Source organism: Sphingomonas sp. SORGH_AS_0879, from assembly GCF_030819175.1.
Taxonomy (GTDB): Bacteria; Pseudomonadota; Alphaproteobacteria; order Sphingomonadales; family Sphingomonadaceae; genus Sphingomonas.
This window is the reverse complement of the sequence record NZ_JAUTBJ010000002.1, coordinates 1,350,777-1,369,594: the sequence shown is the minus strand read 5'-3', so window position 1 is coordinate 1,369,594 and position 18,818 is coordinate 1,350,777. Positions and strand designations below refer to the sequence as shown.

Annotated in this window: 19 protein-coding genes; 7 read left to right on the top strand and 12 right to left on the bottom strand. The window is 66.0% G+C overall.

Annotation, left to right across the window (positions count from 1 at the left end; all coding sequences use genetic code 11):
* Positions 1 to 10 precede the first annotated feature (10 nt).
* Positions 11 to 1,702 carry an alkaline phosphatase family protein gene (locus QE379_RS07260; protein ID WP_306999266.1) on the top strand — a complete coding sequence of 564 codons (1,692 nt, stop codon included), beginning with the start codon at positions 11 to 13 and terminating at the stop codon, positions 1,700 to 1,702.
* A gap of 134 nt (positions 1,703 to 1,836) precedes the next feature.
* On the opposite strand, the gene QE379_RS07255 is transcribed toward QE379_RS07260, so the two are convergent.
* The 3 genes from QE379_RS07255 to QE379_RS07245 all read right to left on the bottom strand — a co-directional run bounded on the left by QE379_RS07255 (position 1,837) and on the right by QE379_RS07245 (position 4,239).
* The gene (locus QE379_RS07255) at positions 1,837 to 2,433 is read right to left on the bottom strand and encodes an urea carboxylase-associated family protein (protein WP_306999264.1); all 597 of its coding nucleotides are present in this window, start codon (positions 2,431 to 2,433) and stop codon (positions 1,837 to 1,839) included.
* Positions 2,430 to 3,149, bottom strand: coding sequence for a guanitoxin biosynthesis heme-dependent pre-guanitoxin N-hydroxylase GntA (gntA, locus tag QE379_RS07250; protein WP_306999262.1), 720 nt, complete (start codon positions 3,147 to 3,149; stop codon positions 2,430 to 2,432). Before gntA ends, QE379_RS07255 begins: the two co-directional genes overlap by 4 nt.
* A 133-nt stretch (positions 3,150 to 3,282) precedes the next feature.
* A complete protein-coding gene (locus QE379_RS07245; RefSeq protein ID WP_306999260.1) occupies positions 3,283 to 4,239 on the bottom strand; it encodes an EAL domain-containing protein in 957 nt (318 codons plus the stop codon).
* Between the two features lie 3 nt (positions 4,240 to 4,242).
* Here QE379_RS07245 and QE379_RS07240 point away from each other — a divergent pair, with 3 nt between their 5' ends.
* Positions 4,243 to 4,548, top strand: coding sequence for a hypothetical protein (locus tag QE379_RS07240; protein ID WP_306999258.1), 306 nt, complete (start codon positions 4,243 to 4,245; stop codon positions 4,546 to 4,548).
* Between the two features lie 75 nt (positions 4,549 to 4,623).
* On the opposite strand, the gene metH is transcribed toward QE379_RS07240, so the two are convergent.
* The 4 genes from metH to QE379_RS07220 form a co-directional block, all read right to left on the bottom strand.
* Positions 4,624 to 7,326: a methionine synthase gene (gene metH, locus QE379_RS07235; RefSeq protein ID WP_306999256.1), complete on the bottom strand. Its 2,703-nt coding sequence runs from the start codon at positions 7,324 to 7,326 to the stop codon at positions 4,624 to 4,626.
* 145 nt (positions 7,327 to 7,471) lie between these two features.
* Entirely contained in the window at positions 7,472 to 8,518 is a 1,047-nt protein-coding gene (locus QE379_RS07230) for a homocysteine S-methyltransferase family protein (RefSeq protein ID WP_306999254.1), read from the bottom strand.
* A 275-nt stretch (positions 8,519 to 8,793) separates the two neighbouring features.
* Positions 8,794 to 9,735: a methylenetetrahydrofolate reductase gene (gene metF / locus QE379_RS07225; protein WP_306999253.1), complete on the bottom strand. Its 942-nt coding sequence runs from the start codon at positions 9,733 to 9,735 to the stop codon at positions 8,794 to 8,796.
* Positions 9,732 to 10,694 (bottom strand): metalloregulator ArsR/SmtB family transcription factor, encoded by a 963-nt coding sequence (locus QE379_RS07220; protein WP_306999251.1) that lies wholly within the window; start codon positions 10,692 to 10,694, stop codon positions 9,732 to 9,734. Before QE379_RS07220 ends, metF begins: the two co-directional genes overlap by 4 nt.
* 125 nt (positions 10,695 to 10,819) lie before the next feature.
* Here QE379_RS07220 and QE379_RS07215 point away from each other — a divergent pair, with 125 nt between their 5' ends.
* On the top strand, positions 10,820 to 11,197 hold the full coding sequence (locus QE379_RS07215) for a hypothetical protein (protein WP_306999249.1): 378 nt from the start codon (positions 10,820 to 10,822) through the stop codon (positions 11,195 to 11,197).
* Between the two features lie 90 nt (positions 11,198 to 11,287).
* Here QE379_RS07215 and arfB read toward each other — a convergent pair whose 3' ends face one another.
* Together arfB and QE379_RS07205 are read right to left on the bottom strand one after the other, a co-directional pair.
* The gene (arfB, locus tag QE379_RS07210) at positions 11,288 to 11,713 is read right to left on the bottom strand and encodes an alternative ribosome rescue aminoacyl-tRNA hydrolase ArfB (RefSeq protein ID WP_306999246.1); all 426 of its coding nucleotides are present in this window, start codon (positions 11,711 to 11,713) and stop codon (positions 11,288 to 11,290) included.
* A gap of 9 nt (positions 11,714 to 11,722) precedes the next feature.
* Positions 11,723 to 12,367 carry an RluA family pseudouridine synthase gene (locus QE379_RS07205; protein WP_306999244.1) on the bottom strand — a complete coding sequence of 215 codons (645 nt, stop codon included), beginning with the start codon at positions 12,365 to 12,367 and terminating at the stop codon, positions 11,723 to 11,725.
* Between the two features lie 49 nt (positions 12,368 to 12,416).
* Here QE379_RS07205 and QE379_RS07200 point away from each other — a divergent pair, with 49 nt between their 5' ends.
* Positions 12,417 to 13,196 carry a M15 family metallopeptidase gene (locus QE379_RS07200; protein ID WP_306999241.1) on the top strand — a complete coding sequence of 260 codons (780 nt, stop codon included), beginning with the start codon at positions 12,417 to 12,419 and terminating at the stop codon, positions 13,194 to 13,196.
* A 140-nt stretch (positions 13,197 to 13,336) separates the two neighbouring features.
* Here QE379_RS07200 and wrbA read toward each other — a convergent pair whose 3' ends face one another.
* Together wrbA and QE379_RS07190 are read right to left on the bottom strand one after the other, a co-directional pair.
* Positions 13,337 to 13,939, bottom strand: coding sequence for an NAD(P)H:quinone oxidoreductase (gene wrbA, locus QE379_RS07195; RefSeq protein WP_306999239.1), 603 nt, complete (start codon positions 13,937 to 13,939; stop codon positions 13,337 to 13,339).
* 28 nt (positions 13,940 to 13,967) lie between these two features.
* Positions 13,968 to 14,705 (bottom strand): pirin family protein, encoded by a 738-nt coding sequence (locus QE379_RS07190; RefSeq protein ID WP_306999238.1) that lies wholly within the window; start codon positions 14,703 to 14,705, stop codon positions 13,968 to 13,970.
* 134 nt (positions 14,706 to 14,839) lie between these two features.
* Here QE379_RS07190 and QE379_RS07185 point away from each other — a divergent pair, with 134 nt between their 5' ends.
* The 3 genes from QE379_RS07185 (at position 14,840) to ctrA (ending at position 17,670) form a co-directional block, all read left to right on the top strand.
* Entirely contained in the window at positions 14,840 to 15,775 is a 936-nt protein-coding gene (locus tag QE379_RS07185) for a LysR family transcriptional regulator (RefSeq protein ID WP_306999236.1), read from the top strand.
* On the top strand, positions 15,772 to 16,866 hold the full coding sequence (locus QE379_RS07180) for an AI-2E family transporter (RefSeq protein WP_306999234.1): 1,095 nt from the start codon (positions 15,772 to 15,774) through the stop codon (positions 16,864 to 16,866). Before QE379_RS07185 ends, QE379_RS07180 begins: the two co-directional genes overlap by 4 nt.
* A gap of 102 nt (positions 16,867 to 16,968) precedes the next feature.
* Positions 16,969 to 17,670 carry a response regulator transcription factor CtrA gene (gene ctrA / locus QE379_RS07175; RefSeq protein ID WP_267434782.1) on the top strand — a complete coding sequence of 234 codons (702 nt, stop codon included), beginning with the start codon at positions 16,969 to 16,971 and terminating at the stop codon, positions 17,668 to 17,670.
* Positions 17,671 to 17,751: 81 nt separating this feature from the next.
* Here the strand turns inward: ctrA and QE379_RS07170 are convergent, their stop codons facing one another.
* Positions 17,752 to 18,816 (bottom strand): choice-of-anchor A family protein, encoded by a 1,065-nt coding sequence (locus QE379_RS07170; RefSeq protein ID WP_306999232.1) that lies wholly within the window; start codon positions 18,814 to 18,816, stop codon positions 17,752 to 17,754.
* Positions 18,817 to 18,818 lie beyond the last annotated feature (2 nt).

Here is an 18,818-nt window from a genome sequence, read left to right as displayed (position 1 = left end):
AAGGTTGCCCATGAAGTCCCTGACTGCCGCGCTTTTCGCCTCCGCCGCCCTGATCGCCGCCCCCGCCTTCGCGCAGACGGCCAGCCCGGAACCCGGCAGCGCGCCCGCGTCCGTCGCCACGTCCCCCGCGACGCCACAGGCCCCCTTCCCCACGACTCCGCCCAAGCTGATCGTGGCGATCTCGGTCGACCAGTTCTCGGCGGACCTGTTCCAGCAATATCGCAACCATTTCACCGGCGGCATGGCGCGGCTCCTGACTGGCGCGGTCTTCCCCTCGGGCTATCAGAGCCATGCCGCGACGGAGACCTGCCCCGGCCACTCGACCATCCTGACCGGCTATCGCCCCGCCCATACCGGGATCATCGCCAACAACTGGATCGACCAGACGGTCGGACGCACGGACAAGATCGTCTATTGCTCGGAGGATGAGAGCGTTCCGGGTCAGGACCATAATAATTACATCGTCTCCGACAAGCATCTGAAGGTGCCTACGCTGGGCGAGCGGATGAAGACCGCCGATCCCCGCGTGCGTACCGTCTCCGTCGCGGGGAAGGACCGCGCCGCCGTGATGATGGGCGGGCACAAGATGGATGAGATCTGGTGGTGGGACGGCAAGACCTATGTCTCCTATGCCGGACGCGCCGTGCCGCCAGTGGTGGAGCGCACGCGCAAGGCGGTGGCCGACCTGATCGCCCGCCCGCAGGAAGCATTGCCGCTGCCCGGTTTCTGCAAGCCGCTCGACCGGGCGATCACGGTGGGGAGCCAGACTCTGGGCACCGGCCGGTTCCAGCGCGCGGCGGGCGACCTGAAGGCGTTCCGCATCTCCCCCGCCGCCGATGCCGCCGTACTCGCCATGGCGGCGGGCTTCGTGCAGGACATGAAGCTGGGCCAGGGGCCGCAGACCGACATCCTGTCCGTTGGCCTGTCCGCGACCGATTATATCGGCCATGCGCTGGGCACGCAGGGGTCGGAAATGTGCATCCAGATGGCCGAACTGGACCGCTCGCTGGCGGGCTTCTTCGAGGTGCTGGACGCCACGGGCGTCGATTATGAGGTGATGCTGACCGCCGACCACGGCGCGCACGACATGACCGAGCGGCAGCAGATCCGCGCCATGCCGATGGAAAGCCATGTCGCGCCCGAGGCCAAGACCAAGGCGATGGCTGCCATCGTCGCACAGACCCTTGGCCTGTCCAACACCCCGCCCATCATGATGAGCGCCGAGGGCGACATCTATATCAACCGCGACCTGCCGCCCGCGACCCGCGCCAAGGTGCTCGCCGAGGCCAAGCGCCGCTACGAGGCGCTGCCGCAGGTCGCCGCCGCGCTGACCCGTGACGAGATCGCCGCGACGCCCTGGCCGACGACGCCGCCGGAAACCTGGACGCTGAAGGAAAAGGCGCGGTCTTCCTATGACCCGACCCGTTCGGGCGACCTGCTGATCCTGCTCAAGCCGCGCGTGACGACGATCGAGGAACCCGCGCCGGGCTATGTCGAGACGCATGGCTCGCCCTGGGACTATGACCGGCGCGTGCCGATCCTGTTCTGGCGCAAGGGGATGAGCGGGTTCGAGCAGCCGCTATCGGTCGAGACGGTCGATATCGCCCCCACGCTGGCCGCGACGATCGGCCTGCCGATGCCGGGTGTGGACGGGCGCTGCCTGGACCTCGATCCGGGTGCAGCGGATACGTGCAAGCGGTAAGAATTCCTCCCCGGCACGGGGAGGTGGCAGCGCGTAGCGCTTACGGAGGGGGGGCTTCCTCGCAAGGAGTCCCTTGTGGCGATCCCCCTCCACCACCGCTTCGCGGCGGTCCCCCTCCCCGCGCCGGGGAGGATTTAGGGGCGCTCCACCCTATACCGGATCGGCTTGAACGACCCGCCATTGGAAGCGGGTGCCGAACATGCCGTCAACCCGATCACCAGATCCATATGCGCCACGAACCGGATATGGTCCCCTGGCCCGCTGAGCGGCGGCAGCACCTCCAGCTTGCCCGTGGTCCCGTCGACCGGCACGTTCATGAAACAGTTGAACGCCACCGGTATCCGGTCCGGCACGACGCCATAGGGTTCCAGCGCCGCCGCCAGATTGCCGAAGCAGCCGCGATGGCGCGGCAGGTCGGGATAGAAATGGTCGAACGTGTCGACCGAGCATGGCGTCAGCAGGAAATCATGCATCCCGACCGTATCGGCGACGATCTCCAACATCACCCGCGACCGGTTGGAATAGAGCTTATGCCCCATCGTCAGCCGGATCGTCTCGGCATAGTCGAGCGTCCGCCCTGAGGAGATCACCTCGTCCAGATCGTCCGCGTTGAACGCCAGCAGGTCCGCGACCTGTCGCCCGCGTGGGTCGATCACGGTCAGGCTGTCGCCCTTGGCCATGCGAAAGGCGTCACCGCTGCGCGGCGGGATTTCGACCGTATCGGCGCTCACCGATCGGCCCCGGCCGCCGAGCCCGCATAATGGAAGGGACAGCGCCACCCCTCCTCGACCACGCGACCACTATATTGCCGCGCTTCGCTCAACTCGCCATGCCGTGCGAGCATCGGGTTGCGCGACCCTGCCAAAGCCTCGTCTCGCATCATGATCTTCTCGCGCATCGTTTCATATTTGCCCTGCGCGCGCAGCGTCTCGAACTGGTCGTGCAGATTGAAGATCATCGCCGGGCGCGGGAAACGGCGCGCCGGTCGGCTGGCATTCGGATGCAGACCCACGACGAAAAAGGCTTCGCCGCCGAAGGACAGCGAGAAATGCGGATCGTCGGGGTTGGAACTGACGCGCTTGTCCCAATCCTGTCCCAGCCAGACATCCTTGTCCGACAGGGACTGGATACGCGCCCAGACCGACCGCTCGAATGCGGCCTCGTCCAGTCGCTCCGGCCCCGCGAACACCACCGCCAGGCTGCGGAAGAGTTGCGGTTCGGCACGGTAACGCTCGGCGAAACGGCGCAGGCTGTCATGGATGCGCAGGTCGTCCCAGGCGCTGGCGATATCGCGCGCGCCCAGGATTTCCAGCGTTCCGCGCGCCATCGCCGCCTTCGCGCCGACACAGGGAAAATCCGCCGCCGCGACATGGGCGCGTAACAGCGCCGCCGACTCCGGCTCGCTAGGGTCGCTGGCGGGAAAAAGACTGCTTTCGGTTTTTGACATGGGATGCCCCAACGTCGCGCCGATGGAGGACGTTCCGAGAAAAAGAGTCCGTTATTCCGATGAATTAGGACCCACTCTCGGCGGAATTGATAAGTATCAAGATCACGACTCGGTGACTGCCGCGGAGACGCAATCAGATATTTGCTTCCCCCGCGACATCCACCAGCCGCAACATCGCCCTGTGCTCGCTTCGTACCGGTGCGGGGTGACCGTAATAATAACCCTGTTGCCATGTCGCGCCGCTGACATAGGCGATATCGGCCATCTCCGGCGTTTCCACGCCTTCGATGATGACAGTACCACCCAATTCGCGGATCAATCCGATCAGATGCGGCAAACTGTGGCAGGGCTGAACATTGCTGATGGCGCGTTGAAGGAACAGGCCGTCGATCTTCACCAGCGCAGGCACCAGATCCATCAACTGCCGGATCGAGGTGTAGCCGGCACCGAAATCGTCCAACGCCAAGGTCGCCCCGACCGCGCGCACCTCCCGCGCGAAGGCGATCGTTTCGCGGATATGGACGATCGGATCGGTTTCGGTGATCTCGACCACCAGCCGCTTGGCGATATCCGGGCGCGTGGCGAGTTCCGCCAATATGCCCCGCCACCATCCCTTCAGATGCGCCGAACTGGCCGAGATATTGACCCCCAGGGTCGCCGACGGGTCCGCGCGCAATTCGTCCAGCACATGACGCACCATAACCCAGTCGAAGGTCGTGGCCATCCCGGTCCGCTCCAACGCCGGAAACACGACGGCGGGCGACAGTCCGGCATTTTGGTTACCGAAACGAACCAGCCCCTCATGATACAGGACACGGGAAGAGTCGCGATAATCACAGACGGGCTGCCAATAGGGAATCATGCGCCCGTCGGCGGCACAGCAAAAGGCATGGGCCGCGATCTGCATGTCGCTCTTATAGATGGCGAACCACCGATCCCCATGATCGCGCTGGATGTCGCGAGGGCCACGATAGCGGGGCGGTTCGTCGCTATCCCAGGTCATCACGGCATGGAGCGCCGCCCCCGGCTGTCCAGTCGTCAGCGCGATCGAAATGGGTTCGGCGGTCAGGCGATAGGAAAGCTCGGCCACGCGATGCAACTCCACCGCATTACCCGCTCGAACATCGCTGACGATCCGAAATCGCTGTCGAGTTTCGTTCTGCTCGAACCCCAGGCCCAAATGACACAAGCGCATTTGAATGTGGCTAACCACTTGATCGGCAACGGCGACGCCCCAACAAGCCTCGATCAAATCGAGATTGCTGATCTCCATTTCGAAATGGCTGCTTGGCACCTTAGCTACACCCCTAGCTGTCGGCAGGCCATCAGCCATTTTCATCGTGGCTTAACCAACCTCCCCACCGATATTTATCGGCAATCGAAGGAGTTGCAAAGATAAAAAAACTTTTTCAGGTCAATCGAGCACTTTGTTTACATTACGTAACCTCAACTTACCGACTTAACTCATTCTCACTCAATCAATATTCGGCCGCAGCCAGCGCGTCGCCTGCATCATGTCTACACCACGACGGGCGGCATAATCTGCCACTTGGTCCTCGCCTATACGCGCCACGCCGAAATATTCGGCCTGTGCATGGCCGAAGTAAAACCCGCTGACTGCCGCCGTGGGAAGCATTGCGAAGCTGTCGGTCAGTTCCAGCCCGACCGCCTGTTCGGCGCCCAACAGGTCGAACAGCGTCCGCTTGATGCTGTGTTCCGGGCAGGCGGGATAGCCCGGCGCGGGGCGGATGCCGCGATATTGTTCGCGGATCAGCGCCTCGTTGGTCAGTTGCTCGCCCGCCGCATAGCCCCAGAGGTCGGTGCGGACATGCGCGTGGAGCCGCTCGGCAAAGGCCTCGGCCAGGCGATCGGCCAAGGCTTTCAGCAGGATGTCGTTATAATCGTCATGCTGGCTGCGGAACCGTTCGATATGCGCGTCGATGCCGTGGATGCCGACCGCGAAGCCGCCGATCCAGTCGCCTGCGGGATCGATGAAGTCGGCCAGGCACATGTTCGCGCGGCCCTCCCGCTTGGCGATCTGCTGGCGCAGGAAGGGGATGCGGACTTCTTCAGGCCCTCTCCCCGCCGGGGAGAGGGTTGGGTGAGGGGCGGTTGCGGAAGCTTCGCCGCCCAGCCCCGGCCCCGGCCCCTCACCCCGGCCATCTCCCCGCAGGGGAGAGGGCGTGAGGATCACGTCGTCGCCATCGCGGCGGCAGGGCCAGAGCGCGGCGACGCCCCGCGCGGTCAGCCACTTCTCGGCGATGATCGTGTCGAGTATCGCCTGCGCGTCCGCGTACAACCCGCTCGCGCTCTCGCCGACGACTTCGTCGGTCAGGATGGCGGGGAAATTGCCCGCCAGTTCCCAGGCGCGGAAGAAGGGCGTCCAGTCGATATAATCGCGCAGGTCGGACAGGTCCCAGTCCTGATAGACATGGACGCCCGGCTGCTTCGGATCGCCCGCCTTCAACGCCATGTCCGCGACGAAACCGCGCGCCCGCGCTTCCTCCAGCGGCAGGAGCGCGTTCGCCCCCTTCCCCTCGCGAGCCTTGCGAACCGCTTCGTAATCGGCGGCCACCTGCGCCACATAGGGATCGCGCTGAGTGTCCGACACGAGCGTCGTCGCCACGCCGACCGCGCGCGAGGCGTCGAGGACATGCACCACCGGCCCCGAATAAGCGGGCGCGATGCGCAGCGCGGTGTGGACCTTGGAGGTCGTCGCGCCGCCGATCAGCAGCGGCATGGTCATGCCCGCGCGCTGCATCTCCTCGCCCACCGTCACCATCTCATCGAGCGAGGGGGTGATGAGGCCCGACAGGCCGATCATGTCGGCGTCATTCTCGTTCGCCGCCGCGATGATCTTCGACCAGGGGACCATGACGCCCAGGTCGACCACGTCGAAGCCGTTGCACTGGAGCACGACGCCGACGATGTTCTTGCCGATATCGTGCACGTCACCCTTCACGGTCGCGAGCACGATCTTGCCCTTGCCCTTGGCGCCCGGCTCCTTCGCCGCCTCGATGAAGGGGAGGAGGTGCGCGACCGCCTTCTTCATGACGCGGGCGGACTTGACCACTTGGGGCAGGAACATCTTGCCCGATCCGAACAGGTCGCCGACGACGTTCATCCCGTCCATCAGCGGGCCTTCGATGACCTCGATCGGCCGGGCGAATTGCTGGCGACATTCCTCGGTATCGTCGACGACATGCGCGTCGATGCCCTTGACCAGCGCGTACTCCAGCCGCTTGGTGACCGGCAGGCTGCGCCACTCCGCCGCCTGCTTTTCCGCGACCGCATCGGTGCCGCGATAGCGCTCGGCCAGCGCGACCAGCCGCTCGCCCGCTTCGGGATCGCGGTTGAGGACCACATCCTCGCACGCCGTCCGCAACTCGGGATCGATCGTGTCGTACACGTCGAGCTGGCCCGCATTGACGATCGCCATGTCCATGCCCGCCGGGATGGCGTGGTAGAGGAACACCGAGTGCATCGCCCGGCGCACCGGCTCGTTGCCGCGGAAGCTGAACGACAGGTTCGACAGGCCGCCCGAGATATGGACGTGCGGGCAGCGCGCCTTGATCTCGCGGCACGCCTCGATGAAGTCGACGCCGTAATTGTTATGCTCTTCGATGCCCGTCGCCACCGCGAAGACATTGGGATCGAAGATGATGTCCTCCGGCGGAAAGCCGATGCCCATCAGCAGGTCATAAGCGCGGGCGCAAATCTCGACCTTGCGCGCCTTGGTGTCGGCCTGGCCGACCTCGTCGAACGCCATGACGACCACCGCCGCGCCATACGCCATGCAGCGACGGGCATAATGGAGGAACGCCTCCTCGCCTTCCTTCATGCTGATCGAATTGACGATCGGCTTGCCCGACACGCATTTCAGCCCCGCCTCGATCACGCTCCATTTGGAACTGTCGATCATGATCGGCACGCGCGCGATATCCGGCTCGGCGGCGATCAGCTTGAGGAAGGTGGTCATGGCGAATTCGGCGTCGAGCAGCCCTTCGTCCATGTTGACGTCGACCACCTGCGCGCCATTCTCGACCTGGCTGCGCGCCACCTCCACCGCGCGGGTATAGTCGCCCGCCAGGATCATCTTCTTGAACGCCGCCGAGCCGGTGACGTTGGTCCGCTCGCCGACATTGACGAAATTGGTGGAGGATGCGGTCTGGGTCATATCTCGATCTCTATTCCTCCCCTGCTTGGGGGAGGTGGCAGGGCGCAGCCCTGACGGAGGGGTGTCACGCTGTCGAGAGGCGGGTCTCTGCGAGACACCTTCCCCTCACCCAACCCTCTCCCCGGAGGGGAGAGGGCTATTCAGGTCACGCCGCCATCGTGAACGGCTCGAGGCCAGCGAGGCGGGTGACGACCGGCGGGGTCGGGACGGCGCGGGGCTTCATGCCCTTCACCTTGTCGGCGATCGCCTTGATATGCGCGGGCGTCGAGCCGCAGCAGCCGCCGAGCACATTGACCTGCCCCTCGACCGCCCATTCGCCGACCAGACCGGCGGTGGTGACGGGCGCTTCGTCATAGGCACCCAGTTCGTTGGGCAGCCCGGCATTGGGATAGATCATGATGAGCGTGTCGCAGATTTCGCTCAGCGTCTTCACATGCGGGCGAAGCTGTTCCGCGCCGAACGAGCAGTTCAGCCCGATGGTCAGCGGCCGGGCGTGGCGCACCGCGTGCCAGAAGGCCTCGACCGTGTGGCCCGACAGGTTGCGGCCCGACAGGTCGGTCAGCGTCATCGACAGCATGATCGGGATTTCACGGCCCCGCGCCTCGCCCGCCTCGATCACCGCCATGATCCCGGCCTTGGCGTTGAGCGTGTCGAACACCGTCTCGATCAGGATGAAGTCCGCCCCACCCTCGACCAGCGCGTCGATCTGTTCGCGGTAGACGTCCTTGAGGTAATCGAAGTCGATCTCGCGATAGCCCGGATCGTTGACGTCCGGCGACAGCGACAGCGTCTTGTTGGTCGGCCCGATCGCGCCCGCGACGAAACGCGGGCGGCCGTCCTTCGCCTGATATTCGTCCGCCAGACGCCGGGCGAGCCTGGCGCTCTCGACATTGATCTCGCGGACCAGATGTTCGGCACCATAATCGGCCTGGCTGATCCGGTTCGCCGAGAAGGTGTTGGTCTCGGCGATATCCGCCCCCGCCTCGAAATAGGCGCGGTGGATGGATTCGGGCACCTCCGGCTTGGTGAGCGCCAGGATGTCGTTGTTGCCCTTCTGGTCGTGCGACAGGCCCAGCGTTCCCGCATAGGCCGCCTCGTCCAGCTTCCAGTTCTGGATCTCCGTGCCGAACGCGCCATCGGTGATCAGGATACGCTTGGCCGCTTCGGCCAGGAAGGTGTCGCGGGTCGTCATCGTCTTGCTCCTGCTCTGGCGAGCGGTTGTTCTTTTCCAGGGGTGGGGAGCCTCTGGCGTCATCGCCTGTGGCCCTGCCCTCCCCCATCCCCTCCCGCCTGCGGGAGGGGTGTGCCTGGGTCGTCGGTCGGACGCTATCGCCAACCGCCGACCCTCTAATTCATCACTCCCCTCCCGCAGGCGGGAGGGGCCGGGGGAGGGAAAGCCACACGCCATATCGCCTGTGGCGGGGCCCTCCCCCACCCCCCTCCCGCCTGCGGGAGGGGGCCAAGTCCTTACGCCGCCGCGATCGCCTCGACCTTCTTGCCGCGCACACCCAGCAGATGGCTGATCGCATAGGCCAGTTCGGCGCGGTTGAGCGTGTAGAAGTGGAAGCCCTTCACCCCGCCCGCATACAGACGGCGGCACATCTCCGCGGCGATCGTCGCGGCGACGAGTTGGCGCGCGCCGGGATGGTCGTCCAGCCCCTCGAACAGACGGTCCATCCAGTCGGGGATGCACGCGCCGCACATGGCGGCGAACTTGCGGGTCTGGGCGACGTTCGACACCGGCAGGATGCCCGGCACGATCTCCGCCGTGATCCCCGCCGCCGCCGCCGCGTCGCGGAAGCGGAAATAGGCTTCGGGCGAGAAGAAGAACTGCGTGATCGCGCGGTTGGCCCCGGCGTCGATCTTGCGCTTCAGGTTGTCGATATCCGACGCCTGATCCACCGAGTCCGGGTGGCATTCGGGATAGGCCGCGACCGAAATCTCGAACGGATGCAGCTTCTTGAGGCCCGCCACCAGATCGGCGGCATTCTCATAGCCGCCCGGATGGCTCACGAAGCGCGCGCCCTCCGCAGGCGGATCGCCACGCAGCGCCACGATATGCCGCACGCCCGCCGCCCAATATTCGTGCGCGACCTGATCGATTTCCTCGCGCGTCGCCTCGACACAGGTCAGATGCGCCGCCGCCGCCAGCGTCGTCTCGCGCTGGATCCGCGCCACGGTCGCATGGGTCCGCTCGCGGGTCGAGCCACCCGCGCCGTACGTCACCGACACGAAACGCGGGTCGAGCGGCTCCAGCGTGCGGATCGCATCCCAGAGCTGCGCGTCCATCTTCTCCGTCTTGGGCGGGAAGAATTCGAAACTGACCGCGATATCGCCGCCGACATCGGCGAACAGCGGTTCGTCATGCGCCAGCGCCGCTTCGGCCTGGGTCAGGATCGTGTTCGTCATGCCGCCTTCACCCTATTCGTCTCGACGGGCCGAAGCCCCTTTTTCACACCCAGCCAGAGCTTGACGGTCAGTTCGCCGCCCTCCAGCGTCTCGGTCCGCGCCAGCGTCAATCCGGCGGCACCGAACCAGCCGACGATCTGTTCGTCGCCAAAGCCCAGACGGCTATGCGCCGCCTTTTGCCGCAGTTCCTCGCGATCATGCGGCGCGAAATCGGCGATCAGCAACCGCCCGCCCGGCCCCAGCACCCGCGCCGCCTCGACGATCGCCGCCCCCGGCTGCTGCGCGAAGTGGAGGACATGGTGCAGGATCGCGATATCCGCCGCGCCATCGCCCATGGGCAGCGCATAGAGGTCCGCCTGCCGCAACTCGGTATTGGCGCGCCCGTGCAGTTTCGCGCGGGCCAGCCGCAGCATCTCCGACGATCGATCGATGCCCAGCGCCGCATCGGCGCGGTCGCCGAACAACTCCAGCATCCGCCCGGTGCCGGTGCCGATGTCGATCAGCGTGCCCAGATCGCCTTCGCCGATCAGGCCCGCCATCGCCTCCTCGATCTCGCTGTCCGCGACATGGAGCGAGCGGATCGCGTCCCACTCGCCCGCATGATCCTCGAACCAGGCCGCAGCACTCGCCGCCCGGTCCGCGCGCACCGCAGCCAGCCGCGCGACATCCGCCACCACCCAGGGGTCGGGCTTGTCCGCCGTCCAGCGGTCCAGCGCCGCCGTCATCGGCTCCACCGCCTCACGATCGCCGAGTGCGACGAACACCCAACTGCCTTCCTTGCGCCGCTCGGCCAGTTCGGCATCGACCAGGATCTTCACATGGCGGCTGACGCGCGGCTGGCTCTGGCCCAGCACCTGCGCCAGTTCGCCCACCGACAGTTCCATCGAGCGGAGCAGCGCCAATATGCGCAGCCGAGTCGGATCGCTGAGGGCGCGAAAGATTTCCAGCGCATTGGCCATGGATTACGATATAAAGATATCTTTATATGCGGTCAACGGAGGCAACTCATTTAGGCCGACACGGACCCGAAACGGATAATCTGCGTTGGCACGCCGATCATATGTTTGAAACGGGAGTGTTTGCCATGAAGAAGGCCCTGATCCTCGCCCTGACCGGCGCCGCCGCCATCTCGCTTTCCGCGTGCAGCGAGAACAGCCGCACCCAGACCGAACAGGCCGCCGATGCGATCGGCTCGGACGTGAAGGCGACGACGCAGAACGCCTCGGACGATGTCGAGGCGGCGACGGCGCGCGCGCTGAATTCGGCGGAGAATGCGATGGACAAGGCGGGCGACAAGCTCGACCGCGCCGGTGACCGTGCGGCGGCCCATGCCGACCGCGCGGGCGACAATATCGATCGCGGCCTCGACCGGGCGGGCGACAAGATCGAAAAGGGCACCAACGACGCCCGCCAGGCGACCGGCAACGCGCTGGTCCGTGCGGGCGAGGACGTTCGCCGATAAACGGCGCATCCTTCGGGATGAAGGGAACGGGTCGGCGAGATTCTCGTCGGCCCGTTTTCGTTTGGTGAGAGGCTGTTCCTTGCCCCAAACTCAGTCGAATCGCACCTTCCCCCGCCCCGCCTTCACCTGGGCGCGCCCCTTCTTGGCGTCCACCCGCCGCGTCTGCGAGGCCCGTGTCGGCTTGGTCGGCCGGCGCTTCTTGGGCACGATGGTCGCTTCGCGGATCAGGTCGATCAGCCGCTCGCGCACCTCGCGCCGGTTCATCTCCTGCGACCGGCTGGCATCGGCGCGCAGGGTCAGCACGCCGTCCTTGCTCAGCCTTTGCCCCGCCAGCACCGCGAGGCGCATCTTCACCGCCTCCGGCAAACTCGGCGAGCCGCCCACGTCGAAGCGCAGCAGCACCGCGCTGTCGGTCGTGTTGACATGCTGCCCACCCGGCCCGGAGGCGCGGGTGAAGCTCTCGCCGATCTCGCGCTCGTCGATCGCGATGGCGCGGGTGACGGGGATCAGCGCCATCGAACCGGCTTATTCGGTGAACGCGCCGAAGCGTTCGGGAAGCGGGGCCTCCGCGGTGATCGGGTCCTTGGTATCGCCGCGCGGCACGGTCAGGCTGGCGGCGTGGAGCAGCATGCCCCCGGCCTCGCCCGCACCGTAAACGGGATCGCCGACCACGGCCGCGCCCAGCCCGGTCGCCGCATGAACGCGAATTTGGTGCGTGCGGCCCGTTTCGGGGCGGAACTCGACCAGCGTCCGCCCGCCCTCATGCCGCAGCGCGCGCCAGCCAGTCCGCGCCGCCTTGCCCGCCGGATCGGCGACGATCCGCCAGCCTTCCTCGCGAGTCGAAACCTTGGCGAGCGGAAGGTCGATCATCCCCTCGCCCTCGACCAGGCCGTTCAGCACCGCCAGATAGCGCTTCTCGACCAATCCGGCCTCGAACGCCTGCTGGAAACGGGCATGCGCCTTGGGGTTGCGAGACAGCAGCAGGCAACCGCTGGTGTCGCGGTCCAGCCGGTGGACAGCGGTCGGCCAGCGCTTGAACCCGAATTTGAGCGATTCCAGATGGTTTTCGAGGCTGATCGACCCGTTGCGGGGCCGATCGACGGGCAGGCCCGCCGGTTTGTCGATCACCAGCGCTTCGCCGTCGATGAATAGAACGCGATCTCCGTGCATCGCGCTCCCTTGCCACCGCCAGCGCCGACATGCCAGAGCCGCGCGCGTCATGCCGTCCCTTCGTACCGTTTTCCTGCCCGCGACCTTCGCCGTCACGCTCCCGCTGCTGCCCGTTCTGGCGCAGGCCCAGTCGTGCGACGGCGCGCTGCCGCCGCCGGGCCCCGATGGCCGGGTCGCCGGGCATTTCTTCTATGGCGACGCCCCGCCCGCCGAACTGGTCCCGGCCCCGCCGGGCTTCGCGCTGGGCCAGCCCTGCTATGTCCGCCGCGACATGCTGCCCGACCTGGAGCGGTTGCTGGCCGCCGCGAAGGGCGATCCGGCGGTGATGGGGCAGTTGCGCGGGCTGTCCTGCCACCGCGCCATCCTGCGCCAGGGTCATGTCTTTTGCCGCGACCGGGACAGCACCGCCGCCGAGCGCGCCATTTCGGTCGCCCCGGCGGGGCATAGCGAGCATGCGACCGGCTATGCGATCGACTTCGCGGTGCGGCCCTCGCCCAATTGCCCGGATGCCGAGGCCTGCATGGCCGCGACCCCGGCGGCGCGCTGGCTGTTCGCCAACGGCCCGCGCTTCGGCTTCGAGATGAGCTTCCCCGCAGGCAACACGCAGCGGGTGAAGTGGGAGCCATGGCACTGGCGCTGGGTCGGCACCAGCCCGACCGCGCCGGGTGCGGCGCAGGCACGCTTCATCTTCGCCAAGGCGCGCGCGCAGTTCCCCGCCAAGCCGGGGGTGCGCGATCCGTTGAAGGTGGTGGTGGCGAGCCCGCCGCCGGTTCCCGTTGCGCCCGCGCCCTTGTCCGCTCCGCTCAAGAAGAAGCAGAAGCGGCGATAGGGTTGGGCGTGGCCTTCGACTTCGTTCAGGCTGAACGGGATCCGGGGATATAGCCCCGTTCCAACTACCACCCTCCGTTCGCACTGAACGGAGGGTAGGAAAAAGGCGGGGACACCTTCCGGCACCCCCGCCCCTTGAAATCACCCGAACAGCTTGGCGGCCGTCTCGGCGATGCGCTTGCCCTGGTAGCGGGCGCCGTCCAGGTCGACCTGGCTCGGCTGGCGGCTACCGTCGCCATCGGCCAGGGTGGACGCGCCATAGGGCGTGCCGCCATGGACTTCCTTGACACCCATCTGGCCCTGGAAACCATAGTCGAGACCGACGATGGTCATGCCGTGGTGGATCAGGTTGGTCAGCACCGAGAACAGGGTCGTCTCCTGCCCGCCATGCTGGCTGGCGGTCGAGGTGAAGGCGCCGCCGACCTTGCCGACCAGACCGCCGCGCATCCACACGCCGCCGGTCGTGTCCCAGAAGGCCGCCATCTGGCTCGCCATCCGGCCATAGCGGGTCGGCGTGCCGACGATGATCGCGTCATAGTTGGTCAGCGCGTCGGGGCCCTCGATCTCGGGGTGCGCGGTGTCGGTCTTGAAGTGCGCGGCGGCGACCACCTCGGGCGGAGCGGTTTCGGCGACGCGGCGGATATCCACCTCGGCACCCCCGGCGCGCGCGCCCTCGGCGATGGCGTCGGCCATCTTCTCGATGTGACCATAGGACGAATAGTAAAGGACCAGAACCTTAGCCATGTGATATACTCCCTTCCAATATTAGCGTTTATTCGGAATCGACCAGAACGATCTCGGCATCCTCGATGGCGGTGATCGTCACCGTCCGACCACCTGACAGTGCCGCACCGTCGCGAGCCGCGAACGGCACACCGTCGATTTCGATCCGTCCGGTGGCGGGGACGAGATAGGCGTGACGCCCCTCCCCCACGACATGCTCGACGCTTTCCCCGGCGTGCAGGGTCGCACCCAGGACGCGGGCATCGGCGCGGATGCGTAGCGCATCGCCATCCTCCTCGAACCCGCTGGCAAGCGTCACGAACCGGCCCGACCGCTCGCCCCTGGGGAACGGCTTGGCGCCCCAACTCGGCTGGCCGCCCCGGCTGCGCGGCTCGATCCATATCTGGAAGAGCGTGGTCGGCTCGGCCTCCAGATTATATTCGGCATGGCGCACGCCCGATCCGGCGCTCATCACCTGAACATCGCCCGCCGCGGTGCGGCCGACATTGCCCATCGAATCCTGGTGCGTGATCGCACCGGTGCGGACATAGGTGATGATCTCCATATCGGCATGGGGATGCGGCGGGAAACCGGCGTTGGGAGCGATGACATCATCGTTCCACACCCGGATCGCGCCCCAGCCCATGCGGGCGGGATCATAATAATTGGCGAACGAGAAATGGTGCCGCGCGTCCAGCCAGCCATGGTTGGCATGGCCCAGGCTTTCGAAGCTGCGGCGGTCGATTCCCCGATCCTGAACAGGGGTGTCGATGACTTGGGTGCTCATAGGGTATCTCCCTTGGTTGAGCCCAAGATAGGGTGCATAATCGTCGCGTAAACGGAAACGCTGGAAACCGATCGTTTCCAAGTGCATTGTAGCGCGGAGCCGACAGCCACGGAATCGGCGCGAAGGGGATATGGATGCGTCTGCCGGATCTGGAAGCCTGGGCCATCTTCGCCGCCGTGGTCGAGCACCGGTCCTTCAGCGGCGCCGCCGACGCGATCGGCCTGTCCAAGGCGACCGTGTCGAAAGCGATCACCCGGCTGGAGGCGCAACTCAACCAGTCGCTGTTCCACCGCACCTCGCGCCGCCTCGCGCTGACCGAGGCGGGCAAGCCGCTGGCCGAGCATGCCGCGCGCATCCTGGCCGAGGCCCGCGCCGCCGAGGAAGCCGCGCGCGACGCCGCCAGCGCACCCGCCGGTCGCATCCGCCTGGCCGCGCCCATGTCGTTCGGGGTGACCAACATCGCACCGGTCATCGCCGAGTTCCTGGCCGCGCATCCGGGGATCGAGATCGAACTCAGCCTGTCCGACGCGCGGGTTGATATCGTCGCGGAAGGCTATGACATCGCACTGCGCATCGCCGATCTGCCCGACAGCTCGCTGCGCGCGCGGCGGCTGTGCGGGATTTCTACGCATGTCGTCGCTTCGCCCGGCTATCTGGCGGAGCATGGCACGCCGACCCACCCCAATGAACTGGGCGAGCATCGGCTGCTCAGCTATTCCAACATCACCGGCCCCTGGCGCTTTCGCCGCTCCGACGGGGCGGAAGTGTCGGTCCGTCCGCAAGGTCCGCTGACCGCCAATAGTGGCGATGCACTGGTCCCCGCCGTGCTGGCCGGACTGGGCATCGCGCGGCTGCCGGGGTTCATCATCGGGCCGCATCTGGCATCGGGCCGCGCGGTGGCGATCCTGGAGGACTGGACGCCGCCGCCGATCGGGCTTCATCTGCTGACGCCGCCCAGCCCCTTGCGCCCGGCGCGGGTCGAGGCGCTGATCGCCTGGCTGGCCGACCGGGTCCGCGACCCCTGCATGATCGCCAAGGCGACGGAGAAGGCGATGGGGGACGTGCGATGAACCGGCTTCGCCCCGACGAGGCCGATGCGCGCTTCATCCGCCGCATCGTCCTGACCTTGGTGATCCTGGGCGTCGGCGCCGCACTGTTCCGGGCGGGCGACCTGCTGATCCTCGCCTTCGGGTCGATCCTGGGGGCGATCGTCATCCATGCCATCGCCGATCTCTATGCCGACCGTCTGCCGATCGGCCCCAAACGCTCGCTGACCCTGTCGGTCGCGACGGTGCTGGCGGTGCTGGGCTTCCTGGCCTGGCTGTTCGGCGTCGCCTTTCGCCAGCAGTTGAACACGCTGGTCACGCAATTGCCGAACCTGATCGACCAGTTAGCCGCCTGGGCCGCGCAATCGCCGGTCGGAGCCAAGGTGGTGGACGCGGTCCGCGCCGCCTATGCGGGCAGCCGGGTGGCGCAGGATATCGGCGGCATCGTGTCGGGCGCGGGCGAGTTCGTGCTCAACTGCCTGTTGCTGCTGGTCGGGGCGCTGTTCTTCGCCGCCGATCCCAAAGTCTATGAGCGCGGCTTCCTGCTGCTGATCCCTCGATCGATGCGCCCGGCGATGGAGGATGCGCTGTTCGATACCGGATCGACCCTTCGCCTGTGGCTCCGCGCGCAATTGATCCAGATGACGACGATGGGCGTGCTGGTCGGCGTAGGATTGGCGATCGCGGGGGTGCCGTCCGCCGCCGCGCTGGGGCTGCTGACGGGCCTCAGCGAATTCGTCCCCTATGTCGGGCCGATCGCCGCGATGCTGCCCGCGCTGGGGCTGGCGGCGCAGGGCGGCAACCATGCGATCATCGGCACGCTCATCACCTTCGCCCTGGTCCGCCTGGTCCAGACCAACGCCATCACCCCCTTCGTCACCAGTCGCGTCGTGGCGATCCCTCCGGCCGTAACCCTTTTCGCGATCATCGGGATCGGCACCATATTCGGCCTTTTCGGACTTTTCTTTTCCGCGGCACTGTTGATCGTCGTGTTTACCTTGATCAGAAGCCTGTATTTGCGGGAAGTTCTGGGCGAAGACATTCCGCCGGTGGAACATCAGACCTTGCTCGACCCCCGGGCCAGAGTGAAACAAGACAATAATAATCCGGGTTAGGAGCGAATTAACCTTTTACGTTCACGCAAGCGTTGGCTAATGATTAACACATCCGGTCGCCCGGGGACCTTGGTGGCGATCATTCGCGAATGGGGATTGTCGATGCGCGTGCTGCTGATCGAGGACGAACCGACCACCGCCAAGGCGATCGAGCTGATGCTCGGCAGCGAAGGCTTCAACGTCTATACCACGGATCTGGGTGAAGAAGGCCTCGATCTGGGCAAGCTGTACGACTACGACATCATCCTGCTCGACCTGAACCTGCCGGACATGCATGGCTATGACGTGCTGAAGCGCCTGCGTGTCGCGCGCGTCTCGACCCCGGTGCTGATCTTGTCGGGGATCAACGAAATGGATTCGAAGGTGCGCAGCTTCGGCTTCGGCGCCGACGACTATGTCACCAAGCCCTTCCACCGCGAGGAGCTGATCGCGCGCATCCACGCCGTGGTCCGTCGCTCCAAGGGCCATTCGCAGTCGATCATCCGCACCGGCAAGCTGGCGGTCAATCTCGACGCCAAGACGGTCGAGGTCGACAATGCCCGCGTCCACCTGACCGGCAAGGAATATGCGATGCTGGAGCTGTTGTCGCTCCGCAAGGGCACGACGCTGACCAAGGAGATGTTCCTCAACCATCTCTATGGCGGGATGGACGAGCCCGAGTTGAAGATCATCGACGTCTTCATCTGCAAGCTGCGCAAGAAGCTGAGCCTGGCCTGCGATGGCGAGAATTATATCGAGACCGTCTGGGGTCGCGGCTATGTGCTGCGCGAACTGGACGAGGGGGAACAGGCCGCCGTCGCCTGATCCTTTGGCCGTTACGAAAAAGGCCGGTTCGCAAAGAGCGGACCGGCCTTTTTCATTGGCGTGATCGCGTGGCCTTCCCCGTCAGGCCGACACCGACCGTCGACGCCACGCCACCATCGCCATCAATCCGAGTCCGACGGCCATCATCAACAGGCTGCCCGGCTCGGGCACCGGGGTCGGCGACCCGCCGCCGCTGCTCCCGCCCGAACTGCTCGGCGGATTGGGCGCGGTCGGGGTATAGGTGCCGATATAGGTCCCCAGGTGGAACTCGCCATTCTGGATCAGGCTGCCGAACACCGCCGATCCTTCGATATAGTTGCCAGTCACCGCCGCGGCCTTGGGGGCCAGCACCGACCCCTTCCATGCGGTCGACAGGGTCAGGCTGGTCGCATCGGGGAAGTTCCAGATGACATGCTCGCCCAGCCCCGTGGCATTGCCCAGGAAATTGTCGTTCAACTGGATCGCACTGCCGCTGACATTCACGATGACGGTGTCGGCGCCATTGGTGTTGAACGCGATCTCGCCGAAGCGCGTCAGGTCGGCGGCGGTCAGGTTGAACACGCCGACGCCATCGGCATTGGCCACCGCGTTGAACGTCGCGCGATTGCCCGCGATCGAAACCTGCGCCGTCGGGCTGAGTGCGGCATAGCCGTTCGACAGGTCCGTCATGCTGCTCGCCAGCACCGTCTTCTGCTGCGTCAACCCCGCGACGAAGCCGGGATCGCTGTTCCCCAGGCCCGACTGGACGACATTCTGGTTGATATTGGTGTTGGACAGGCTGCCCCCGACCTTCACCGTCTGAATGCCGCCGTTCAGGTTGAAACCGCTCTGCACATTGCCGCCGACCAGCGCACCCGAGCCGTTGTTCAGGTTCTTGGTGCCGCCCAGAACGTCACCGACCACCGTCAGGCCGGGCAGCGCATAGGTCGAGGCGGGGACGGTGCGAATCTGGTAGTTGGACGAATTGCCGCTGAGATTGCCACCGACAAAGGTTCGCCCCTCCACCTCCGAACTGGAGGTCAGGTCGCCCAGGACGATGAGATTCCATTCCTTCAGCGCATCGATCCCGACCACCAGGGGGTCGGCGATGGCGATCGACGGCATGGCGACGGCGACCAGCCCGGCAAGAACGAGACGATGTTTCATGG

Coding starts and splice junctions, on each gene's coding strand:
- QE379_RS07260 (WP_306999266.1), top strand. CDS start 11: ATGAAGTCCCTGACTGCCGCGCTTTTCGCCTCCGCCGCCCTGATCGCC.
- gntA (WP_306999262.1), bottom strand. CDS start 3,149: ATGTCAAAAACCGAAAGCAGTCTTTTTCCCGCCAGCGACCCTAGCGAG.
- QE379_RS07240 (WP_306999258.1), top strand. CDS start 4,243: ATGCAACTCCACCGCATTACCCGCTCGAACATCGCTGACGATCCGAAA.
- metH (WP_306999256.1), bottom strand. CDS start 7,326: ATGACCCAGACCGCATCCTCCACCAATTTCGTCAATGTCGGCGAGCGG.
- QE379_RS07230 (WP_306999254.1), bottom strand. CDS start 8,518: ATGACGACCCGCGACACCTTCCTGGCCGAAGCGGCCAAGCGTATCCTG.
- metF (WP_306999253.1), bottom strand. CDS start 9,735: ATGACGAACACGATCCTGACCCAGGCCGAAGCGGCGCTGGCGCATGAC.
- QE379_RS07220 (WP_306999251.1), bottom strand. CDS start 10,694: ATGGCCAATGCGCTGGAAATCTTTCGCGCCCTCAGCGATCCGACTCGG.
- QE379_RS07215 (WP_306999249.1), top strand. CDS start 10,820: ATGAAGAAGGCCCTGATCCTCGCCCTGACCGGCGCCGCCGCCATCTCG.
- arfB (WP_306999246.1), bottom strand. CDS start 11,713: ATGGCGCTGATCCCCGTCACCCGCGCCATCGCGATCGACGAGCGCGAG.
- QE379_RS07205 (WP_306999244.1), bottom strand. CDS start 12,367: ATGCACGGAGATCGCGTTCTATTCATCGACGGCGAAGCGCTGGTGATC.
- QE379_RS07200 (WP_306999241.1), top strand. CDS start 12,417: ATGCCGTCCCTTCGTACCGTTTTCCTGCCCGCGACCTTCGCCGTCACG.
- wrbA (WP_306999239.1), bottom strand. CDS start 13,939: ATGGCTAAGGTTCTGGTCCTTTACTATTCGTCCTATGGTCACATCGAG.
- QE379_RS07190 (WP_306999238.1), bottom strand. CDS start 14,705: ATGAGCACCCAAGTCATCGACACCCCTGTTCAGGATCGGGGAATCGAC.
- QE379_RS07185 (WP_306999236.1), top strand. CDS start 14,840: ATGCGTCTGCCGGATCTGGAAGCCTGGGCCATCTTCGCCGCCGTGGTC.
- QE379_RS07180 (WP_306999234.1), top strand. CDS start 15,772: ATGAACCGGCTTCGCCCCGACGAGGCCGATGCGCGCTTCATCCGCCGC.
- ctrA (WP_267434782.1), top strand. CDS start 16,969: ATGCGCGTGCTGCTGATCGAGGACGAACCGACCACCGCCAAGGCGATC.
- QE379_RS07170 (WP_306999232.1), bottom strand. CDS start 18,816: ATGAAACATCGTCTCGTTCTTGCCGGGCTGGTCGCCGTCGCCATGCCG.